This window comes from Streptomyces ureilyticus, from assembly GCF_011045025.1.
Taxonomy (GTDB): Bacteria; Actinomycetota; Actinomycetes; order Streptomycetales; family Streptomycetaceae; genus Streptomyces; species Streptomyces ureilyticus.
Genome location: NZ_JAAKZX010000089.1, coordinates 17,989 through 36,708, shown reverse-complemented (window position 1 = coordinate 36,708; position 18,720 = coordinate 17,989). Strand labels below are relative to the sequence as shown.

General features: G+C 67.4%; 17 protein-coding genes. 8 read left to right on the top strand and 9 right to left on the bottom strand.

Translation table 11 applies throughout. From position 1 onward, the window contains the following. From murJ to trxA, 6 genes are all read left to right on the top strand, one after another. Positions 1-2,083, top strand: a 2,083-nt coding sequence (gene murJ / locus G6048_RS25715; protein ID WP_165341957.1) for a murein biosynthesis integral membrane protein MurJ, incomplete at its 5' end; no start/stop codon positions are given. A 120-nt stretch (positions 2,084-2,203) separates the two neighbouring features. Beyond that, positions 2,204-3,922: a protein kinase family protein gene (locus tag G6048_RS25710; RefSeq protein WP_165341956.1), complete on the top strand. Its 1,719-nt coding sequence runs from the start codon at positions 2,204-2,206 to the stop codon at positions 3,920-3,922. 25 nt (positions 3,923-3,947) lie between these two features. After that, positions 3,948-4,664, top strand: a complete 717-nt coding sequence (sigM, locus tag G6048_RS25705; protein ID WP_165341955.1) for an RNA polymerase sigma factor SigM — start codon at positions 3,948-3,950, stop codon at positions 4,662-4,664. Next, on the top strand, positions 4,661-5,590 hold the full coding sequence (locus tag G6048_RS25700) for an anti-sigma factor family protein (RefSeq protein ID WP_165341954.1): 930 nt from the start codon (positions 4,661-4,663) through the stop codon (positions 5,588-5,590). Before sigM ends, G6048_RS25700 begins: the two co-directional genes overlap by 4 nt. A gap of 184 nt (positions 5,591-5,774) precedes the next feature. Beyond that, positions 5,775-6,746, top strand: a complete 972-nt coding sequence (trxB, locus tag G6048_RS25695) for a thioredoxin-disulfide reductase (protein ID WP_165341953.1) — start codon at positions 5,775-5,777, stop codon at positions 6,744-6,746. 42 nt (positions 6,747-6,788) lie between these two features. Further along, complete coding sequence (gene trxA, locus G6048_RS25690; protein ID WP_033321301.1) at positions 6,789-7,121, top strand: thioredoxin; 333 nt, start codon at positions 6,789-6,791, stop codon at positions 7,119-7,121. 88 nt (positions 7,122-7,209) lie between these two features. Here trxA and G6048_RS25685 read toward each other — a convergent pair whose 3' ends face one another. The 9 genes from G6048_RS25685 to rpmH all read right to left on the bottom strand — a co-directional run bounded on the left by G6048_RS25685 (position 7,210) and on the right by rpmH (position 14,228). Next, positions 7,210-7,827, bottom strand: coding sequence for a GNAT family N-acetyltransferase (locus G6048_RS25685; protein ID WP_165341952.1), 618 nt, complete (start codon positions 7,825-7,827; stop codon positions 7,210-7,212). A gap of 325 nt (positions 7,828-8,152) precedes the next feature. After that, positions 8,153-9,265 carry a ParB/RepB/Spo0J family partition protein gene (locus tag G6048_RS25680; RefSeq protein WP_165341951.1) on the bottom strand — a complete coding sequence of 371 codons (1,113 nt, stop codon included), beginning with the start codon at positions 9,263-9,265 and terminating at the stop codon, positions 8,153-8,155. Continuing rightward, positions 9,262-10,335 (bottom strand): ParA family protein, encoded by a 1,074-nt coding sequence (locus G6048_RS25675; protein ID WP_165341958.1) that lies wholly within the window; start codon positions 10,333-10,335, stop codon positions 9,262-9,264. The genes G6048_RS25680 and G6048_RS25675 overlap by 4 nt, the downstream gene beginning before the upstream one ends. 301 nt (positions 10,336-10,636) lie before the next feature. Beyond that, entirely contained in the window at positions 10,637-11,353 is a 717-nt protein-coding gene (gene rsmG, locus G6048_RS25670; RefSeq protein WP_165341950.1) for a 16S rRNA (guanine(527)-N(7))-methyltransferase RsmG, read from the bottom strand. 139 nt (positions 11,354-11,492) lie between these two features. Further along, positions 11,493-12,005, bottom strand: a complete 513-nt coding sequence (locus G6048_RS25665; RefSeq protein ID WP_165341949.1) for a Jag family protein — start codon at positions 12,003-12,005, stop codon at positions 11,493-11,495. A gap of 15 nt (positions 12,006-12,020) precedes the next feature. Continuing rightward, entirely contained in the window at positions 12,021-13,334 is a 1,314-nt protein-coding gene (gene yidC / locus G6048_RS25660) for a membrane protein insertase YidC (protein WP_165341948.1), read from the bottom strand. Positions 13,335-13,337: 3 nt separating this feature from the next. Further along, complete coding sequence (yidD, locus tag G6048_RS25655) at positions 13,338-13,703, bottom strand: membrane protein insertion efficiency factor YidD (RefSeq protein WP_165341947.1); 366 nt, start codon at positions 13,701-13,703, stop codon at positions 13,338-13,340. Then, entirely contained in the window at positions 13,700-14,071 is a 372-nt protein-coding gene (gene rnpA / locus G6048_RS25650) for a ribonuclease P protein component (protein ID WP_078491857.1), read from the bottom strand. The genes yidD and rnpA overlap by 4 nt, the downstream gene beginning before the upstream one ends. A gap of 19 nt (positions 14,072-14,090) precedes the next feature. Continuing rightward, positions 14,091-14,228, bottom strand: coding sequence for a 50S ribosomal protein L34 (gene rpmH, locus G6048_RS25645; protein ID WP_003949374.1), 138 nt, complete (start codon positions 14,226-14,228; stop codon positions 14,091-14,093). 398 nt (positions 14,229-14,626) lie between these two features. On the opposite strand from rpmH, the gene dnaA reads away from it, so the two are divergent. Together dnaA and dnaN are read left to right on the top strand one after the other, a co-directional pair. Then, entirely contained in the window at positions 14,627-16,582 is a 1,956-nt protein-coding gene (gene dnaA, locus G6048_RS25640; RefSeq protein WP_165341946.1) for a chromosomal replication initiator protein DnaA, read from the top strand. A gap of 946 nt (positions 16,583-17,528) precedes the next feature. Continuing rightward, on the top strand, positions 17,529-18,659 hold the full coding sequence (gene dnaN / locus G6048_RS25635; protein ID WP_033321309.1) for a DNA polymerase III subunit beta: 1,131 nt from the start codon (positions 17,529-17,531) through the stop codon (positions 18,657-18,659). Positions 18,660-18,720 lie beyond the last annotated feature (61 nt).

Genomic DNA, 18,720 nt, shown 5'->3' with positions numbered 1-18,720 from the left:
CCTGGAAGCGGCGGCCGTCCTGGGCAGGCGCTTCCCCGTGGACATCGCAGCTCGTGTCGCCGGACTCGACCGGCCGCCACCGCCCGGCGCACACCCGCCGCCACAGCAGCTCTACGCCCAGCCGCCGCAGTCGCCGTATGCTCCCGATCCGCGTGTGTGGGCGCAGACCCCGGCGCCCGAGCCGGAAGGCCTGACGCAGCACCTTCCCTACGGTGATGACGCCCGTACGACGCAGTTCGTGGGCGTGGACGACCTGGTGACCCAGGCCGGCGAGCAGCGCCACGAGCCGGACGCCTTCGCGTATCTCTTCCGTGACCAGCAGCAGGGCGGCGCGTATCCCCCAGCGACCCCGCCCGGTGTGCCGTCTCCCACACCGGAGCCGGCTCCCGCGATTCCTCAGTCTCCGCCGCCGGCACCCGCATCGGCTCCCACGACCGCGCCGAAGAAATCCGGTGGCCGCGCGTCGGGTCTGCTCAAGTCGAGCGCGGTCATGGCGGCGGGCACGATGGTGTCCCGTCTCACCGGCTTCATCCGGTCCGCGCTGATCGTCGCCGCGCTGGGCACCGCCCTCCTGGGCGACACCTTCCAGGTCACGTACCAGCTGCCGACGATGATCTACATCCTGACGGTGGGAGGCGGCCTCAACTCCGTCTTCGTACCGCAGCTCGTGCGCGCCATGAAGGAGGACGAGGACGGCGGTGAGGCCTATGCGAATCGTCTGCTGACCCTTGTCATGGTGGCGCTCGGCGCGCTGACCCTGCTCGCGATGTTCGCCGCACCGATCCTGGTCCGCATCATCTCGGTGCCCGTCGCCAATGACGCCGCGGCTAACGAGGTCGGCATCACCTTCACCCGCTACTTCCTGCCCTCGATCTTCTTCATGGGCATCCACGTGGTGATGGGCCAGATCCTCAACGCCCGCGGCAAGTTCGGCGCGATGATGTGGACTCCGGTCCTCAACAACATCGTCATCATCGTGACGCTCGGCATGTTCATCTGGGTGTACGGCACGTCGGCGAACTCCGGGATGACCGCCGGGAACATCCCGCCGGAGGGCCAGCGGCTGCTCGGTATCGGTGTCCTGCTCGGCCTTGTCGTCCAGGCCCTCGCGATGATTCCGTACCTGCGCGAGACCGGGTTCCGGCTGCGGCTGCGCTTCGACTGGAAGGGCAACGGCCTCGGCAAGGCCGCGAGGCTCGCCAAGTGGACGATCCTGTTCGTCCTCGCCAACCAGGCGGGCGTCCTCGTCGTCACCCAGCTGGCCACTGCTGCGGTCACGGACACGGGAACCCCCGGAACGGGCTACAGCGCCTATGCCAACGCCCAGCTCATCTGGGGTCTCCCGCAGGCCATCATCACCGTCTCGCTGATGGCTGCCCTGTTGCCGAGACTCTCGCGCTCGGCCGCCGAGCAGGATGCGGGCGCCGTCCGCGACGACATCTCCCAAGGCCTGCGCACCACGGCCGTCGCGATCGTGCCGATCGCCTTCGGCTTCGTCGCACTCGGCATCCCGATGTGCACCCTGATCTTCGGTTCCTCGGGCACCGACGCGGCCACGAAGATGGGCTACATGCTGATGGCCTTCGGGCTCGGCCTCATCCCGTACTCCGTGCAGTACGTCGTGCTGCGCGCCTTCTACGCGTACGAGGACACCCGGACTCCCTTCTACAACACGGTCATTGTGGCCGCCGTCAACGCGGGCGCCTCGGCGCTCTGCTACATCCTTCTGCCGCCCCTCTGGGCGGTGGCGGGCATGGCCGCCTCCTACGGTCTCGCGTACGCGATCGGCGTGGGCGTGGCCTGGCAGCGGCTGCGCAAGAGGCTGGGCGGTGACTTGGACGGAGCTCGCGTACTGCGTACGTACGCCCGACTCGGCATCGCCTCGGTACCGGCGGCGTTGCTGGCCGCCGCGGCCTGTTACGGAATCACCCAAGGGCTGGGGCAGGGTGTCCTGGGCTCCTTGGCCGCCCTCCTCGGCGGGGGCATCGCGCTGCTCGGCGTCTTCTTCGTCGCGGCTCGACGTATGCACATCGAGGAACTGAACGGAATGGTCGGCATGGTCCGGGGGCGCCTCGGGCGCTGAGGCGGGGTACGCGCACAACCATCGTCCGGGACCGCGTGTCGTGCATAGCGGCGGACTGTGGGCACAATTGGCTTTGGCGTCGGACAGCGGGGCAATGGAGATGGGGAGGCAGGAACGACGGTGGCGGAACGGAGCACGGCTGCCGTCGACGTGGCAGACAACAGCGGTGATGAGCCGCTGACCGCCAAGGCGGACCAGTCCACGGCCGACGGGGTGGCCCAGAACCGGGAGCGGGACACGGAAAGCTCGGAGAGCGAAGAGGGACAGGGGAGCGGCGGGGACGAGAGCCCCGGCAGGACCTCACCGCCCGAGTTGCACAGCGGCCACAAGCTCGCCAGACGCTACCGGCTCGAAGAGTGCGTCACCCGTCTGGACGGTTTCAGTAGTTGGCGTGCCGTGGACGAGAAGCTGCGTCGTGCCGTCGGCGTGCACCTGCTGCCCGCAGACCATCCGCGAGCGCGCTCCGTCCTTGCGGCGGCCCGTTCCGCCGCCCTCCTGGGCGATCCCCGCTTCGTCCAAGTACTGGACGCGGTCGAGGAGAACGATCTGGTCTACGTGGTGCAGGAGTGGCTGCCCGACTCCACAGAGCTGACGACGCTTCTGGCTACGGGTCCGCTGAAGGTGCACGACGCGTATCAGATGGTCAGTCAGGTCTCCCAGGCGATGGCGGCCGCGCACCGCGAAGGGCTGGCGCATCTGCGGCTGACCCCGGGCGCGGTGCTGCGCTCCTCGTCCGGCCAGTGGCGCATCCGCGGGCTCGCCGTGAACGCCGCGCTGCGCGGTATCAGCTCCGACACCCCGCAGCGCACCGACACGGAAGGGATCGGCGCGCTGCTGTACGCCGCTCTCACCCAGCGCTGGCCGTATGAGAACGACGCCTACGGCCTCTCCGGGCTGCCGAAGGGCGTCGGGCTCATCGCGCCCGACCAGGTGCGCGCCGGGGTGCACCGCGGCCTGGCGGAACTCGCGATGCGCGCGCTCGTCAACGACGGCGCGACGGCGTCCCGCCAGGAACCGCCGTGCACCACGCCGGAGGAGCTGGTGAAGGCGATCAGTGAGATGCCGCGCATCCGCCCGCCGGAGCCCGCGTTCACCGGGCCGCCGGACTACCAGCGCACCACGTACCAGCAAGGCTCCTACGGGCGTCAGACACCGGGGCCCGGCGCCACGCAACCGGTGCCGACCCCGCCGCCCCCGTTGCAGAGCCGTACCGGCAAGGCCCTGAAGTGGGGCGTGTCCGCGTTGCTCATCGCGGCGCTGGGTCTTGGCAGTTGGCAGTTGGCGGACGCCCTCATGGAGCGTGGGAAGCCCGACGACACCAACAAGACACAGACGACGGACGACAACGACAAGGGCGCTAAGAAGCCGGCCAGCAAGCCGATCGCCGTTCAGGGGGCGCAGGAGTACGTTGCGGAGGGCGGGGCTCAGGCACCCGAGGACGTAGCCAAGACGTACGACGGCCGCAGCTCCACCTACTGGCGGACGAAAAGCTTCCTCGACGGTCCCGAGATGGTCATCAAGCCCGGTGTCGGAATCGTTTATGACCTCGGTTCGGAGCAGGAGATCTCGGCCGCTTCGATAGGGCTTCGGTACGCCGGTGACCACACAACGATCTCTCTGTATGCGACGGACTCGCTGAGCTCCTCGACCGCGCTGAGCTCGATGCAGAAGCTCGGGACGGTGAAGGCAAGCGGCACCGAAGCGAAGGTGACGATCGACAAGACTGTGAAGAGCCGGTACGTACTCGTGTGGCTCACCGCGCTGCCGCATGCGCCGGCCGACGGTTACAGCCAGGCCGGATACAAGCAGGCGATCACCGACGTAGAGTTCACGGGCTGACAGCTCACCGAGGGGGGAGGGTCCGATGGCAGACGACGCCGGATACAGCGGAACAAGCGATCAGGATCTCCTCGCCCGCCATGTCGAGGGTGACCCCGACGCCTTCGGTGAGCTTGTGCGGCGCCACCGAGACCGGCTCTGGGCAGTGGCCCTGCGGACTCTGGGAGACCGTGAGGAGGCCGCGGACGCGGTCCAGGACGCTCTTGTCTCTGCCTATCGCGCGGCCCACACCTTCCGCGGCCAGTCGGCCGTCACCACGTGGCTGCACCGCATCACGGTGAACGCCTGCCTCGACCGCGCGCGCAAGGCGGCCTCCCGCAAGACATCTCCCGTCGATGACACGGAGCGCCTAGAGCAGCTATTGGAGCCGCACGAGTCGGCGTCCGCGCCGGCCGAGCGCAACGATCTGCACCGCGAGCTCCTCGAAGCCCTCGGCACCCTGCCGCCCGATCAGCGGGCTGCCCTCGTCCTGGTGGACATGCAGGGCTACCCCGTGGCGGAGGCCGCCCGCGCGCTCGACGTGCCGACCGGCACAGTCAAGAGCCGTTGCGCACGTGGCAGAGCCAGGCTCCTCCCGCTGCTCAGACACCTGCGCACGGACGTCGGAAGTGGCGAGGACAGCAAGAAGTCGGGCGAGGGACGGAACCGCACGCAGGGGACGTCCGTCCCACCCGCAGCGGAAGTACAGGATGCAGGACCAAGCGATTCAACTGCTGTGAAGGGCGGAGGTGGGCGAGCGTGACATCGACCGATACGGCCGAGCACCCGGAAGTCACGGAGATCTCCGACCTCACCGAAGGTCTGCTCCCGCCCTCCCGTACGGCAGATGTGCGTCGGCACCTGGAGGACTGCGCGCTCTGTGCCGACGTCTACGCATCGCTGGAAGAGATCCGCGACATGCTCGGCACGCTGCCGGGTCCCTCGCGCATGCCTGCCGACGTCGCGGAGCGCATCGATGCCGCTCTCGCCGCGGAGGCACTGCTGAATGCCACGGAGCCGGACGCGGATACCGCGGACGCCCAGGAGCCCGTGGGCGCCTCCCGTCTCATGGCAGGCGAGAGCGACGGCGCGCGTGTTTCACGTGAAACATCGACCGCGGGTGACCGTCCCGCCGGACGCCCTCGCGCTGCCACCGGACCGGGTCGTACCACGAAGCGCACGCGGCGAGGCCGTCGCGGCGCTGTCGTCCTCAGCGCCATGTTCACGGCCGCCGCGCTCGGGCTGGGCGGCCTGCTTCTTCAGTCGATGGGCGACGACACTCCGGGCACCACTCCAGAGCAGGAGCGCGCCAACTCGGTGAACACCTTCACCGAGGGGAAGCTGGAGAGCCAGGTCACGGATCTCCTCGCCGAGAGCGAGGGAGAGGGCAGCGGCAATCGAAAAGACCAGTCGCCCTGGGGTTCCGCGTCCGACTCTGACGAGCCGAGCACCCTGAGGGAACCCAAAGTCGGGGTGCCCAAGTGCATCCAGCAGGGCATCGGTCGTGACGAAGCTGCTCTCGCCTACAAGACAGGCACCTACGAAGGAACGAAGGTCTTTCTCGTGGTGCTGCCTGACGCCTCCAACGCCACACGGGTCACGGCTTATGTCGTCGACTCCGCGTGCGTCGCCAAGTCTCCGGACTCGGCCGGCAAGGTGCTGCTGCGGCAGTCCTACGAGCGACGCTGAGCGAGCTCCACTCCGGTACTCCGGTCCATGGCATCCATGCCGTCGCCGTGCGGGCATGGCATCGCCGTGTGCCCGGACACAGTCGGGAATGCACGCCCCGTAGGATCCGTTGGGTGGGGTGAGAGTTCTGAGACAGGCTCCCACCGGTCGTACGAAGCAGTCGTCAGAGACGAGGAATCAAGCCGTGAGCGACGTCCGTAACGTGATCATCATCGGCTCCGGGCCCGCCGGCTATACGGCGGCGCTCTACACCGCGCGCGCGTCACTCAAGCCACTGGTGTTCGAAGGCGCCGTCACCGCAGGTGGCGCGCTGATGACCACCACCGAGGTGGAGAACTTCCCCGGCTTCCAGGACGGCATCATGGGCCCCGAGCTCATGGACAACATGCGGGGCCAGGCCGAGCGCTTCGGCGCCGAGCTCGTTCCGGACGACGTCGTGGCGGTCGACCTCACCGGTGAGACCAAGACAGTCACGGACACCGCGGGCACCGTACACCGCGCCAAGGCCGTCATCATCGCCACGGGCTCCCAGCACCGCAAGCTTGGTCTGCCCAACGAGGACGCGCTCTCCGGTCGCGGCGTCTCCTGGTGCGCGACCTGTGACGGCTTCTTCTTCAAGGACCAGGACATCGCCGTGATCGGCGGCGGCGACACCGCGATGGAGGAGGCCACCTTCCTCTCCCGGTTCGCCAGGTCCGTGACGGTCGTCCACCGCCGTGACACTCTGCGAGCCTCGAAGGCGATGCAGGAGCGCGCCTTCGCCGACTCGAAGATCAAGTTCGTCTGGGACAGCGAAGTCGCCGAGATCCAGGGCGACCAGAAGCTCTCCGGCCTGAAGCTGCGCAACGTGAAGACGGGGGAGCTCTCCGAACTGCCGGTGACGGGCCTGTTCATCGCGATCGGCCACGACCCGCGCACGGAGCTGTTCAAGAGCCAGCTCGACTTGGACGACGAGGGCTATCTCAAGGTCGACGCGCCCTCGACCCGGACGAAAATCCAGGGTGTCTTCGGCTGCGGTGACGTGGTGGACCACACCTACCGCCAGGCGATCACTGCGGCCGGCACCGGCTGCTCCGCCGCCCTCGACGCCGAGCGCTTCCTCGCCGCCCTCGCGGACGACGAACCCGCGGCCGAGCCCGAGAAGACCACCGTCTGACCCCCAACCACCTCACCGCACCAACCAGTTAAGGAGCCCGCAGTGGCCGGCACCCTGAAGCATGTGACCGACGACTCCTTCGAACAGGACGTCCTCAAGAGCGACAAGCCCGTCCTGGTGGACTTCTGGGCCGCCTGGTGCGGTCCGTGCCGTCAGATCGCGCCGTCGCTCGAGGCGATCGCCGCCGAGTACGGCGACAAGATCGAGGTCGTCAAGCTCAACATCGACGAGAACCCGGGTACGGCCGCCAAGTACGGCGTCATGTCCATCCCCACCCTGAACGTCTACCAGGGCGGCGAAGTAGCCAAGACCATCGTCGGTGCCAAGCCGAAGGCCGCGATCGTCCGGGACCTGGAAGACTTCATCACCGAGTAATCGGCTGCGGCGCTGCACGAACGCGGCGTTGTTTCACGTGAAACACGAATGGGCCAACCCGGAGGGGGTGGCCCATTCGCATGAGCGCTTACAGCGGCCGCAGAGCCGGCTCCTTCTGCACTGCCCCCAAGAGGCGGTCGAGCGCGAGCTCCACGTCTTCCTTCCAGGAGAGCGTCGTGCGCAGCTCCAGCCGCAGTCTCGGGTACGTCGGATGGGGCCGGACCGTCTTGAAGCCCACCGCAGTCAGATGGTCGGCGGGCAGGACACAGGCCGGTTCCTTCCACCGGGCGTCTCCGAAAGCCTCGATCGCCTTGAAGCCCCGCCGCAGCAGATCCTTGGCGACCGTCTGTACCATCACACGCCCGAGTCCCTGTCCCTGATAGCCCGGCATGATGAAGGCCGTCATCAACTGGACTGCGTCAGGGGAGACGGGGCTCGTGGGAAACGCCGTGGATCGCGGCACATACGCGGGCGGCGCGTAGAGCACGAAGCCCACCGGCACCTCGTCCACATAGACGACCCGGCCGCAGGATCCCCACTCCAGCAGGACTGCGGAGATCCACGCTTCCTTCTCGAGCTCGGGTGTGCCTGCCTTTACCGCGGCCTGACCGCTGACTGGGTCCAACTCCCAGAAGACGCACGTGCGGCAGCGCTTGGGAAGGTCCTGGAGGTTGTCCAGCGTGAGCGGTACGAGCCGACGCCCCATGAAGGCAGTTCCTCGCTTCCTTCGCCCGCGGCATCGCGAGCGGCTGTCAGAGCGCTCCTTTCCCTGAGCAGGCTGCCGACGAACCCGCCGACTGCGCCAAGCCCCAGGCCCGCGCTCACCAGTCCGGTGCGGTTCATCGCCCGCATGGCCCCCGCCTCCCCACAGAAGGTGCTGCCAGGTGGATGCGCCATACCCGATCGCATCGTATCCACGATGCGATTCCATCGATACCGCCAGAAAGCAAAGAGCGGGCCGTGTTCCGGTACACACCGGACACGGCCCACTCTGATGGTCAGCCGACAGGAATCGTGACCACCCCTGAGGCTCAGGCTTCAGACCCCTCGGAACCCTCGGGGTCATCGTCCAAGAGGCTCTTCTGGAGGACCGGTCCTTCACCCGGCGCCAGCTGGCCGAGGATTCGTTCCAGATCATCTATTGAGGCGAACTCAACGGTGATCTTTCCCTTCTTCTGGCCGAGATCGACCTTCACACGGGTCTCGAAGCGGTCCGAGAGGCGCGTGGCGAGGTCGGTCAGCGCCGGAGAGACCCGAGTGCCGGCCCGCGGCCCCTTGGAGCGCGGAGTGGACTTGGGGCGCGATCCCATAAGGGTGACGATTTCCTCGACCGCCCGCACCGAGAGTCCCTCGGCCACGATGCGGTGAGCCAGACGGTCCTGCTCCTCCGAGTCGTCGACAGAGAGCAGCGCCCGCGCATGGCCTGCGGAGAGCACTCCGGCGGCGACACGGCGCTGGACCGCGGGCGACAGCTTCAACAGACGCAGCGTGTTGGAGACCTGCGGACGCGACCGGCCGATCCTGTCTGCCAACTGGTCGTGGGTGCAGTTGAAGTCCTTCAGCAGCTGGTCGTAGGCAGCCGCCTCTTCCAGCGGGTTCAACTGAGCGCGGTGCAGGTTCTCCAAGAGGGCGTCCAGGAGAAGCTTCTCGTCCTCCGTGGCCCGCACAATCGCCGGGATGGCCTCGAGCCCTGCCTCACGGCAAGCCCGCCAGCGCCGCTCGCCCATGATCAGCTCATAGCGGCCTGGGCCCAACTGCCGTACGACGACGGGCTGGAGAAGCCCGACCTCCTTGATGGAGGTGACGAGTTCGGCGAGAGCGTCCTCGTCGAACACCTCGCGGGGCTGGCGTGGATTCGGCGAAATGGAGTCCAGGGGCAACTCGGCGAAGTGCGCCCCGACGGGAGCCGCCGGCGCTTCCGTGAAACCGTTCGCCGAAGGCTCCGCTGTTTCATGTGAAACATTGCCCGGCGGAAGCGTGGCGACCTTCGCCGCCGCCACCCCACGCTCCGCGGTCAGTACGGGCACTGCAGCCGACGAGGTCGATGCTCCGCCCGCCGCCGGAGGCGCCGTCTTCTCCCCTGCCGGGGCCGCCGGGATCAGTGCGCCGAGACCACGGCCCAACCCCCTCCGTCGCTCGCTCACTGGATCCCCTCCACCATGCTCTGATCGTTGTGTGCGCCCAAGTGGGCATGCTGCGCGTCATACGTCACGCCGACGCCGCGCAACGCGATTTCCCGTGCCGCCTCAAGATAGGAGAGGGCACCGCTCGACCCCGGGTCGTAGGTCAGCACTGTCTGCCCGTAGCTCGGCGCCTCGGAGATGCGGACCGAGCGCGGAATGCTCGTCCGCAGCACCTCGTCACCGAAGTGGCTGCGCACCTCGTCCGCAACCTGGGACGCCAGTCGTGTTCGGCCGTCGTACATGGTGAGCAAGATCGTCGAGACATGCAGCGCGGGGTTGAGATGCCCTCGCACCAAGTCGACGTTCCGCAGCAGCTGGCCCAGGCCCTCCAGCGCGTAGTACTCGCACTGAATCGGGATCAGGACCTCTGCACCGGCGACCAGTGCGTTGACCGTCAGCAGGCCCAGCGACGGCGGGCAGTCGATGAGGATGTAGTCCAACGGCTGCTCGTACGCCTGGATCGCTCGTTGTAGTCGGCTCTCCCGTGCCACCAGAGAGACCAGCTCGATCTCCGCACCGGCGAGATCGATCGTGGCAGGTGCACAGAAGAGACCCTCGACATCTGGGACCGGCTGGACGACCTCGGAGAGCGGCTTACTCTCGACCAATACGTCGTAGACGGACGGGACTTCGGCGTGATGGTCGATGCCCAGCGCAGTGGACGCGTTGCCCTGAGGGTCGAGGTCAATCACCAGGACCCGCCCGCCGTGCAGGGCAAGCGAAGCGGCAAGGTTGACCGTCGTCGTGGTCTTGCCCACCCCGCCCTTCTGATTGGCGACCACCATCACACGGGTCTGCTCAGGCCGTGGCAGGCCCTCGCCGGCGCGGCCTAGAGCCTCCACCGCCAGTTGGGCAGCACGACCGATGGGAGTGTCGTCCATCGGGGGCGGTGTTTCACGTGAAACATCGTCCCCCATCGACTCGGTACGGGGACCGGGGACCGGATCGGTCATCGGTCCCGCGATGTTGGCGTCGGACCGCAAGGATTCACTCTCCTCGACTTCAGGCTCGCAATGAACAGAGCCTCCCATGCCTTCGGGGTCGTGAACCAGCGAGGCCCGTTCTTCTGTGGAGAAATCCACCTCTGTGGACAACTCCGTACCCTCTCCGAGGGAGGCGTTGTTGCCCGGAGATGGTTTTCCCCTGAGGGATCCGAGGGGGTTGCGGTCGCGGGGTTCGGCCGCAGCGCGGCCGCGACTGATGATGCCATGCAGAAGTGAGCGACGTTTCACGTGAAACACGATGCACAGGGCCCACGACGGCGCCTGCGCGACACTCCGACATGCATAGTCTTGGCAGCTTGTGTGGAGTACGTCTCGTCGTCAGGACGGATCAGCGACGACGACGTGCACGCCCGATCCGTGCAGCCTTGGCACGCTTGGCCGCGAAGCGCACACCCCCTGGGCTCTCCCCGACCTCGACCCGCACCACGGTAGCGAGCGGACTCACCACTCCCTCACCGACATGGAGCACGGAGGTCTCCACGGCACCCAGCTTGCTCAGTGCGGCCCCGGCGCCCTTGACCTCTTCCTCCGCGGTGTCGCCCTTGAGCAGAAGCATCTCTCCGTACGGACGCAGCAGCGGCACTCCCCATGCTGCGAGGCGATCCAAGGGCGCCACGGCCCGTGCTGTCACGACATGGACCGGAGGTAGCTTGCCCAGGACCTCCTCGGCGCGGCCGCGAACCACGGTGACATGGTCGAGTCCGAGCAGCTCGACGACCTCGGTGAGGAAGTTCGTACGCCGCAGCAGCGGTTCGAGCAGCGTGATCTTCAGGTCGGGGCGGACGAGGGCCAGCGGGATGCCGGGCAGCCCGGCGCCGGAGCCAACGTCGCACACGGTCACCCCCTCCGGCACGACTTCCGAGAGCACCGCGCAATTCAGCAGGTGCCGCTCCCACAGGCGAGGCACTTCGCGAGGACCGATCAGACCGCGCTGCACTCCTGCGTCCGCCAGCAGTTCCGCGTACCGGACCGCGTCTGCGAAGCGATCGCCGAATACCGCCCGGGCCTGCTCAGGCGCAGGGGGGAGCTCCGCTGCCTCCGTCACGGGGAACCGTCCTTCCGTACCGCACAAGCGCACTGGGCGCTGATCACCAGGGCCACAAGGAACCAACAGGCACTATCAGGCTGACAAAGTTCGGCCCCGCCTGCGCAACAGACGGGGCCGGAGGAACGTACGTACCGATTCAAGCGGGAAGCACGACGACGAAGCGCTGCGGCTCCTCGCCCTCGGACTCGCTGCGCAGGCCCGCGGCCTTAACCGCGTCGTGCACTACTTTGCGCTCGAAGGGCGTCATCGGCTTCAGCTTCACTGCCTCGCCGGAGCTCTTGACCTCGGCGGCGGCCTTGGCGCCCAGCTCGGACAGCTCCTCGCGCTTCCTGGCGCGGTAGCCCGCGATGTCCAGCATCAGCCGGCTACGGTCTCCGGTCTCCCGGTGAACAGCCAGCCGCGTGAGCTCCTGGAGAGCCTCGAGTACCTCGCCGTCACGGCCGACCAGCTTCTGCAGGTCGCGGCTGGCCGTGTCACTGATGATCGATACAGCGGCGCGGTCGGCCTCGACGTCCATGTCGATGTCGCCGTCGAGGTCCGCGATGTCCAGCAGACCCTCGAGGTAGTCCGCCGCGATTTCACCCTCCTGCTCAAGGCGGTTCAGGGTGTCGCCACCCTCGGTGGCGGCGGAGGTGGTGCCTTCCGTCACGGGATGGACTCCTTCTTACTTCTTGGAGGGGGACTTGGGCCGCTGCGGGCCCTTTCGTCCGGACTGGGCCTTACTGCGTGTGCTACCCGAGGCGGACTTGCCACCCGAGGCGGACTTGCCACCGGAGGCAGGCTTGTCTCCAGTCGGCTTGGCGTCCTGTGGCCCGTCGGACTTGGTCAGGGAGGTCTTTGTCTCCGAGTCACCCGTCGTCTTGGCGCCACTGGCGCCGCCATGGCTGCCGCCCGACTGACGCCGGGACTTGCTCTGCCGCTTGGGCTGCTGGCGCTTGGGAGTGCTGGTCGCCGGGGCACCGTCCTCGGTCTCGTCGACGGTCGTGACCTCGCTCTTCACCACCGTGCCGTCGGCCTGGGCCGCGAAGCTCGCCTTGCTCAGACCGTTGATGAACTTGCGCTCGTACTCGTTGCGGTCACGGCCCTTGGCGACGATGGCCTTGACGATGGCGCGCTCACCGCGGCCGCGGGTCCCGCCGTGGTGTGTGACGCGCTTGTACAGACGGTCCAGGTAGGAGGCCTGGGCCTTGCTGCCCGGCGTCGGGTTGTTGTGGATGACGTACATCTGCTGGCCCATGGTCCACACGTTGGTGGTCAGCCAGTAGACGAGGACACCGACGGGGAAGTTGATGCCGAAGACGGCGAACATGACGGGGAAGACGTACATCAGCATCTTCTGCTGCTGCATGAACGGCGTCTTCACCGTGGTGTCGACGTTCTTCGTCATCAGCTGGCGCTGCGTGTAGAACTGCGACGCCGACATCAAGATGATCATGACCGCTGTGACGATGCGGACGGTGGTCAGCGAGGCGTCGAGCGCTGCGACGTCCGACGAGCTGTCGGTGAACTTCGCGGCCAGCGGAGCGCCGAAGATGTGCGCCTGCTGGGCGCTCTCCAGCAGACGCGTGTTGATCACACCGACGGTGTCGTTGTTCGCGATGCTGTTGAGCACGTGATACAGGGCGAAGAAGAACGGGGACTGCGCCAGGATGGGAAGGCACGAGGAGAGCGGGTTAGTACCCGTCTCCTTGTACAGCTTCATCATCTCTTCGGACTGACGCTGCTTGTCGTTCTTGTAGCGCTCCTGGATCTTCTTCATCTCGGGCTGGAGCGTCTGCATGGCCCGGGTCGCCTTGATCTGCTTCACGAAGAGCGGGATCAGGCAGATTCGGATCAGGATCACCAGGGACACGATGGAAAGGCCCCAGGCCCAACCGGTGTCGTCGCCGAAGAGAGCGCCGTACACCGAGTGGAACTGGACGATGACCCAGGAAACGGGCGTCGTGATGAAACTGAAAATACTGGCAATCGTGTCCACTAATCAGGCTCCTTGAGCATGCGACGGGGTCTCGGCGGCCGGGCTCGAGGGCTGGTCGGACATACCGTGCCCTCCAATGGCCGGTTCGGCGGCGGAGTTCCCGCCATTGCGTGCGCTCCAGGTGTTACGAAGCATTTGGTGCCACCGCGGACGCTTGCGCGGCGGTACATGATCCACGCCGCCCAGCGACCACGGATTGCACCGCAGGATGCGCCAGGCAGTGAGCGCCGTTCCCTTGATCGCGCCATGACGGTCGATGGCCTGGTACCCGTAGTGGGAGCACGACGGGTAGTACTTGCACACCGGCCCGAGCAGCGGGCTGATGGTCCACTGGTACAGCTTGATGAGAGCCAGCAGCGGGTACTTCATCGCGCGCCCCCTCCCAGTAGCCGCCGCAGAGCGGCATCCAGGTCTTGGGCCAGCTGTGCATGGTCGGCGTCACCCGCTCCGGGCAGCGCTCGTACGACTACCAGGCTACCGGGGGGCAGCAGGGCCACTCGATCGCGCATCAGATGACGAAGTCTGCGCTTCACCTTGTTGCGAACGACCGCGCCTCCCACCGCCTTGCTGACAACGAAACCCGCACGCGACGGGGGAGCGCTCTCCCCAGGCGCGTGCGGGTCCATTGCACCACTACGCAGGTGGACGACGAGAAGCGGGCGTCCGGCCCGGCGTCCCCGGCGTACCGCGGTCGCGAAGTCCTCGCGCCGCCTCAGCCGATTCTCGGTAGGCAGCACGTCATGACCTGTACTGCGATCAGGCGGACAGGCGGGCGCGACCCTTGCCACGGCGGGACGCGAGAATCGCGCGGCCGGCACGGGTGCGCATGCGCAGCCGGAAGCCGTGGGTCTTCGCGCGACGACGGTTGTTCGGCTGGAAGGTGCGCTTGCTCACTCGGGGGCTCCAGAAAGAATCGGTAGATGGCGGGGTGCCGTCATGGCTGTCACCGTGCGCCCACGAGTAGCTCGCATTACGCCCGAGTGCACCGCTTCCCGATCACTCGTACGTGATCTATGCCCATCGGAGGCAGGCGGCAGCAGCCATCGACAACTCGACCTGGCAACGGTACGCGCGGCTACGCCATCCGGTCAAACCAGCGGCGACCGGGAGACACTATCCACAGGCTGGGGACAACAACTTGAACCGCAGCGGTCGCCCTGACTACCGTGGCTGGACTTCGATTCGTTCCCTTCACCCTGACCCATCTGATTCGTTCGTCCCGCCCACCTGAGTGACAACCCGACCCGTCCCTCGAACCACACGTTCGAGGGACCCGTGAGAGAGCGTGCCCTGTGGCTGACGTACCTGCCGATCTTGCCGCAGTGTGGCCACGCGTACTGGAGGAACTCCTCGGTGAAGGGCGAGGGCAGGGCGTCGAGGCGAAGGACGAGCACTGGATCAAGCGCTGCCAGCCGCTGGCACTGGTCGCGGACACCGCGCTGCTCGCGGTCCCGAACGAATTCGCGAAGGGTGTGCTCGAGGGCCGCCTGGCGCCGATCGTCAGTGACACGCTGAGCCGCGAGTGCGGCCGCCCGATCCGTATCGCGATCACCGTCGACGACTCCGCCGGCGAACCCCCGCCGACGCCCCCCGCCCAGCGCCGGCCGCGCTACGAAGAGACCGAACTCCCGTCCGCGCAGGGCGGCAGGGACGGATACGACGGACGAGACGGACGAGACGCATACGAGGGGCGCGACGGATACGACGGGTACGGCCGCCACCGCGACGAGGACCGACCGCACGACCGCAACCACGACCACCCCCAGGGCCGTCCCGACCAGCTTCCCGCCCCACGCGCAGACCAACTGCCCCCCGCCCGCGCGGATCAGCTTCCCACCGCCCGCCCTGCGTATCCGGACTACCGGCCGCGCCCCGAGCAGGGCAGCTGGCCTCGGTCTTCGCAGGGCGACGACTACGGCTGGCAGCAGCAGCGCCTCGGCTTCCCGGAACGGGACCCCTATGCCACGCCTCAGCAGGACTACCGGTCACAGTCCCTGGAGCGCCCCCACTACGAGCAGCAGCGGCCCGACTACGACCAGCCCCGCTCCGACTACGACCAGCGGCCGGACCGCCGCCAGCTGCCCGAGCAGCCGTCGCCGTCCGGCAGCGGCCACGTCCACCGCGGCGGCCCCGTCGGCTCGACCCTGCCCGCCCCCAGCGGCGCACCTGGCCCGCTGGCCGCGCAGCCGGCCCCCGCGACAGGTCCGGGCGAGCCCACCGCACGCCTGAATCCGAAGTACCTCTTCGACACATTCGTCATCGGAGCCTCGAACCGTTTCGCGCACGCCGCCGCGGTCGCCGTCGCCGAGGCACCCGCCAAGGCGTACAACCCCCTCTTCATTTATGGGGAGTCGGGACTCGGCAAGACGCACCTGCTGCACGCGATCGGCCACTACGCCCGCAGCCTCTATCCGGGCACGCGCGTGCGGTACGTGAGTTCCGAGGAGTTCACCAACGAGTTCATCAACTCCATCCGCGACGGCAAGGGCGACAGCTTCCGCAAGCGCTACCGCGAGATGGACATCCTTCTTGTCGACGACATCCAGTTCCTCGCGGACAAGGAGTCGACGCAGGAGGAGTTCTTCCACACCTTCAATACGCTCCACAACGCGAACAAGCAGATCGTGCTGTCTTCGGACCGGCCGCCCAAGCAGTTGGTGACCCTGGAGGACCGGCTGCGGAACCGTTTCGAGTGGGGGCTGATCACAGATGTCCAGCCGCCCGAGCTGGAGACGCGTATTGCCATCCTTCGTAAGAAGGCCGTGCAGGAGCAGCTCAACGCCCCTCCGGAGGTGCTGGAGTTCATCGCCTCGCGGATCTCACGGAACATCCGCGAGCTGGAGGGCGCGCTGATCCGCGTCACGGCGTTCGCCTCGCTCAACCGGCAGCCGGTGGACCTCGGTCTCACCGAGATCGTCCTCAAGGACCTGATCCCGGGCGGCGAGAACGCGGCCCCGGAGATCACGGCGACCGCCATCATGGCCGCGACCGCCGACTACTTCGGCCATACCGTGGAGGACCTGTGCGGAGCCTCCCGCAGCCGGATTCTGGTGACGGCCCGGCAGATCGCCATGTACCTGTGCCGGGAACTCACCGACCTGTCGCTCCCGAAGATCGGCGCGCAGTTCGGCAACCGTGACCACACGACCGTCATGCACGCCGACCGCAAGATCCGCGCCCTGATGGCCGAGCGGCGCTCCATCTACAACCAGGTCACCGAGCTCACGAACCGCATCAAGAACAGCTGACGGCTCTTTCCATACGTCGCTGAGGGCGCCCCGGGGCACTTCCCCGAGGGCGCCTTTCGCTGATCTCGTACGGCTCCTGGCGGGTTCTCGTACGCCTTCTGCGGTCGTCCTCCGCCGCTCCGGACCGTGCTCCGCATCGAAAGGCGGTCGCCCGAGGAGCACCCGCTGTTCGAATACGCGCCGCGTTACGGCCACCCTCCACAGATTCCGGTACTTTCTCGCGTCCACACCCTGGGGACCGGGAAGTTGTCCAGAACGTGTCCACAGGGTGTGCTGCCGAAAGAGGATCAAGCCAGGTCAGCTGACTGTGGATTCGTGGACAGACGATCTCCACAGTCTGTGGACGACGAGAAGATCCACAGGCTGTGGGGAAGGTTCTCCACCGGTGGCCCACAGGCTGAGGCCGGTTGTCCCCAGCGATCTCCGGTTTCTCCACATCACTGTCCACTGTTCGGCAACGTGACGTGCCCTTTCACCGCCCTGAGTGAACCGCGTCACACCAAGGTGTCCGGTTGGGCTGTGGGGAACCTGGGTAAAGCTGGGGACGCCGCTGGGGAGAACTGCCCCGATCCTGTGCATCGGGTGTGCAGAACTTTTCCCCGTCCACAGCGCACCCCAGTTGTCCACCGCCTCCGCCCACAGGGCCAGTGGACAAAAAACCGGCGCTGACCTGCGCATACGGGGTTATCCACGGTATCCACAGCCCCTACTACTACTTCCAACTAGAGAGAGCTGAGAATTCGTTTCGAAGACGGGGCTGTGCACAACTCGCGCTCGGCGCCTCAGGTGCCGCTCGGAACGACTTGACCCCGAGGGGCACCGACTGTCAGTGCTGTGCGTCAGACTGGTCCCCGGTGTCCTTCCCCTGAGTGGACCGAGCGACACCGAGTCAGACGACGAACGCGAAGCAGGGCGAGAGCGCCGGCAACAGACGGAGGCGGCAACGGTGAAGATCCGGGTGGAACGCGACGTACTCGCGGAGGCAGTGGCCTGGGCGGCACGCAGCCTCCCGGCACGACCGCCGGCGCCTGTGCTCGCCGGCCTTCTGCTGAAGGCCGAGGAGGGCGCGCTGAGCCTGTCCAGCTTCGACTACGAGGTCTCGGCACGCGTCTCCGTGGACGCCGAGGTCGACGAGGAAGGCACGGTGCTCGTCTCCGGCCGCCTGCTCGCCGACATCTGCCGCGCCCTCCCCAACCGGCCGGTGGAGATTTCCACAGACGGTGTACGGGCGACGGTGGTCTGCGGCTCCTCGCGCTTCACACTCCACACCCTGCCTGTGGAGGAGTACCCCGCGCTGCCACAGATGCCGTCGGCCACGGGCACCGTCCCCGGTGAGGTCTTCGCCTCCGCGGCCGCCCAGGTGGCCATCGCCGCCGGCCGCGACGACACACTGCCCGTCCTCACCGGCGTGCGTATCGAGATCGAGGGCGACACGGTCACGCTGGCGTCCACCGACCGCTACCGCTTCGCGGTCCGTGAGTTCCTGTGGAAGCCGGAGAACCCGGAGGCGTCCGCGGTCGCCCTGGTGCCCGCCAAGACGCTCCTGGACACCGCCAAGGCGCTCACGAGCGGTGACAGCGTGATCCTGGCGCTGTCCGGGTCGGGCGCGGGCGAGGGGCTGATCGGCTTCGAGGGCGCGGGACGGCGTACGACCACGCGCCTGCTGGAGGGCGACCTTCCGAAGTACCGCTCGCTGTTCCCGACAGAGTTCAACTCGATCGCCGTCATCGAGACCGCCCCCTTTGTGGAGGCCGTCAAGCGCGTGGCCTTGGTCGCCGAGCGGAACACCCCGGTGCGGCTCAGCTTCGAGCAGGGTGTGCTGATCCTGGAGGCCGGCTCCAGCGACGACGCACAGGCTGTGGAAAGGGTTGACGCCCAGCTGGAGGGCGACGACGTCTCGATCGCCTTCAACCCGACGTTTCTGCTCGACGGCCTGAGCGCCATCGACTCCCCGGTGGCCCAGCTCTCCTTCACGACGTCCACCAAGCCGGCGCTCCTCAGCGGCAAGCCCGCCGTGGACGCCGAGGCGGACGAGGCGTACAAGTACCTGATCATGCCGGTGCGGCTGAGCGGCTGAGCGGCTGACGAGAGTCCGCAGGTGAGGGCGTACGTCTGAGCGGCTATGCCCACAGATGTGC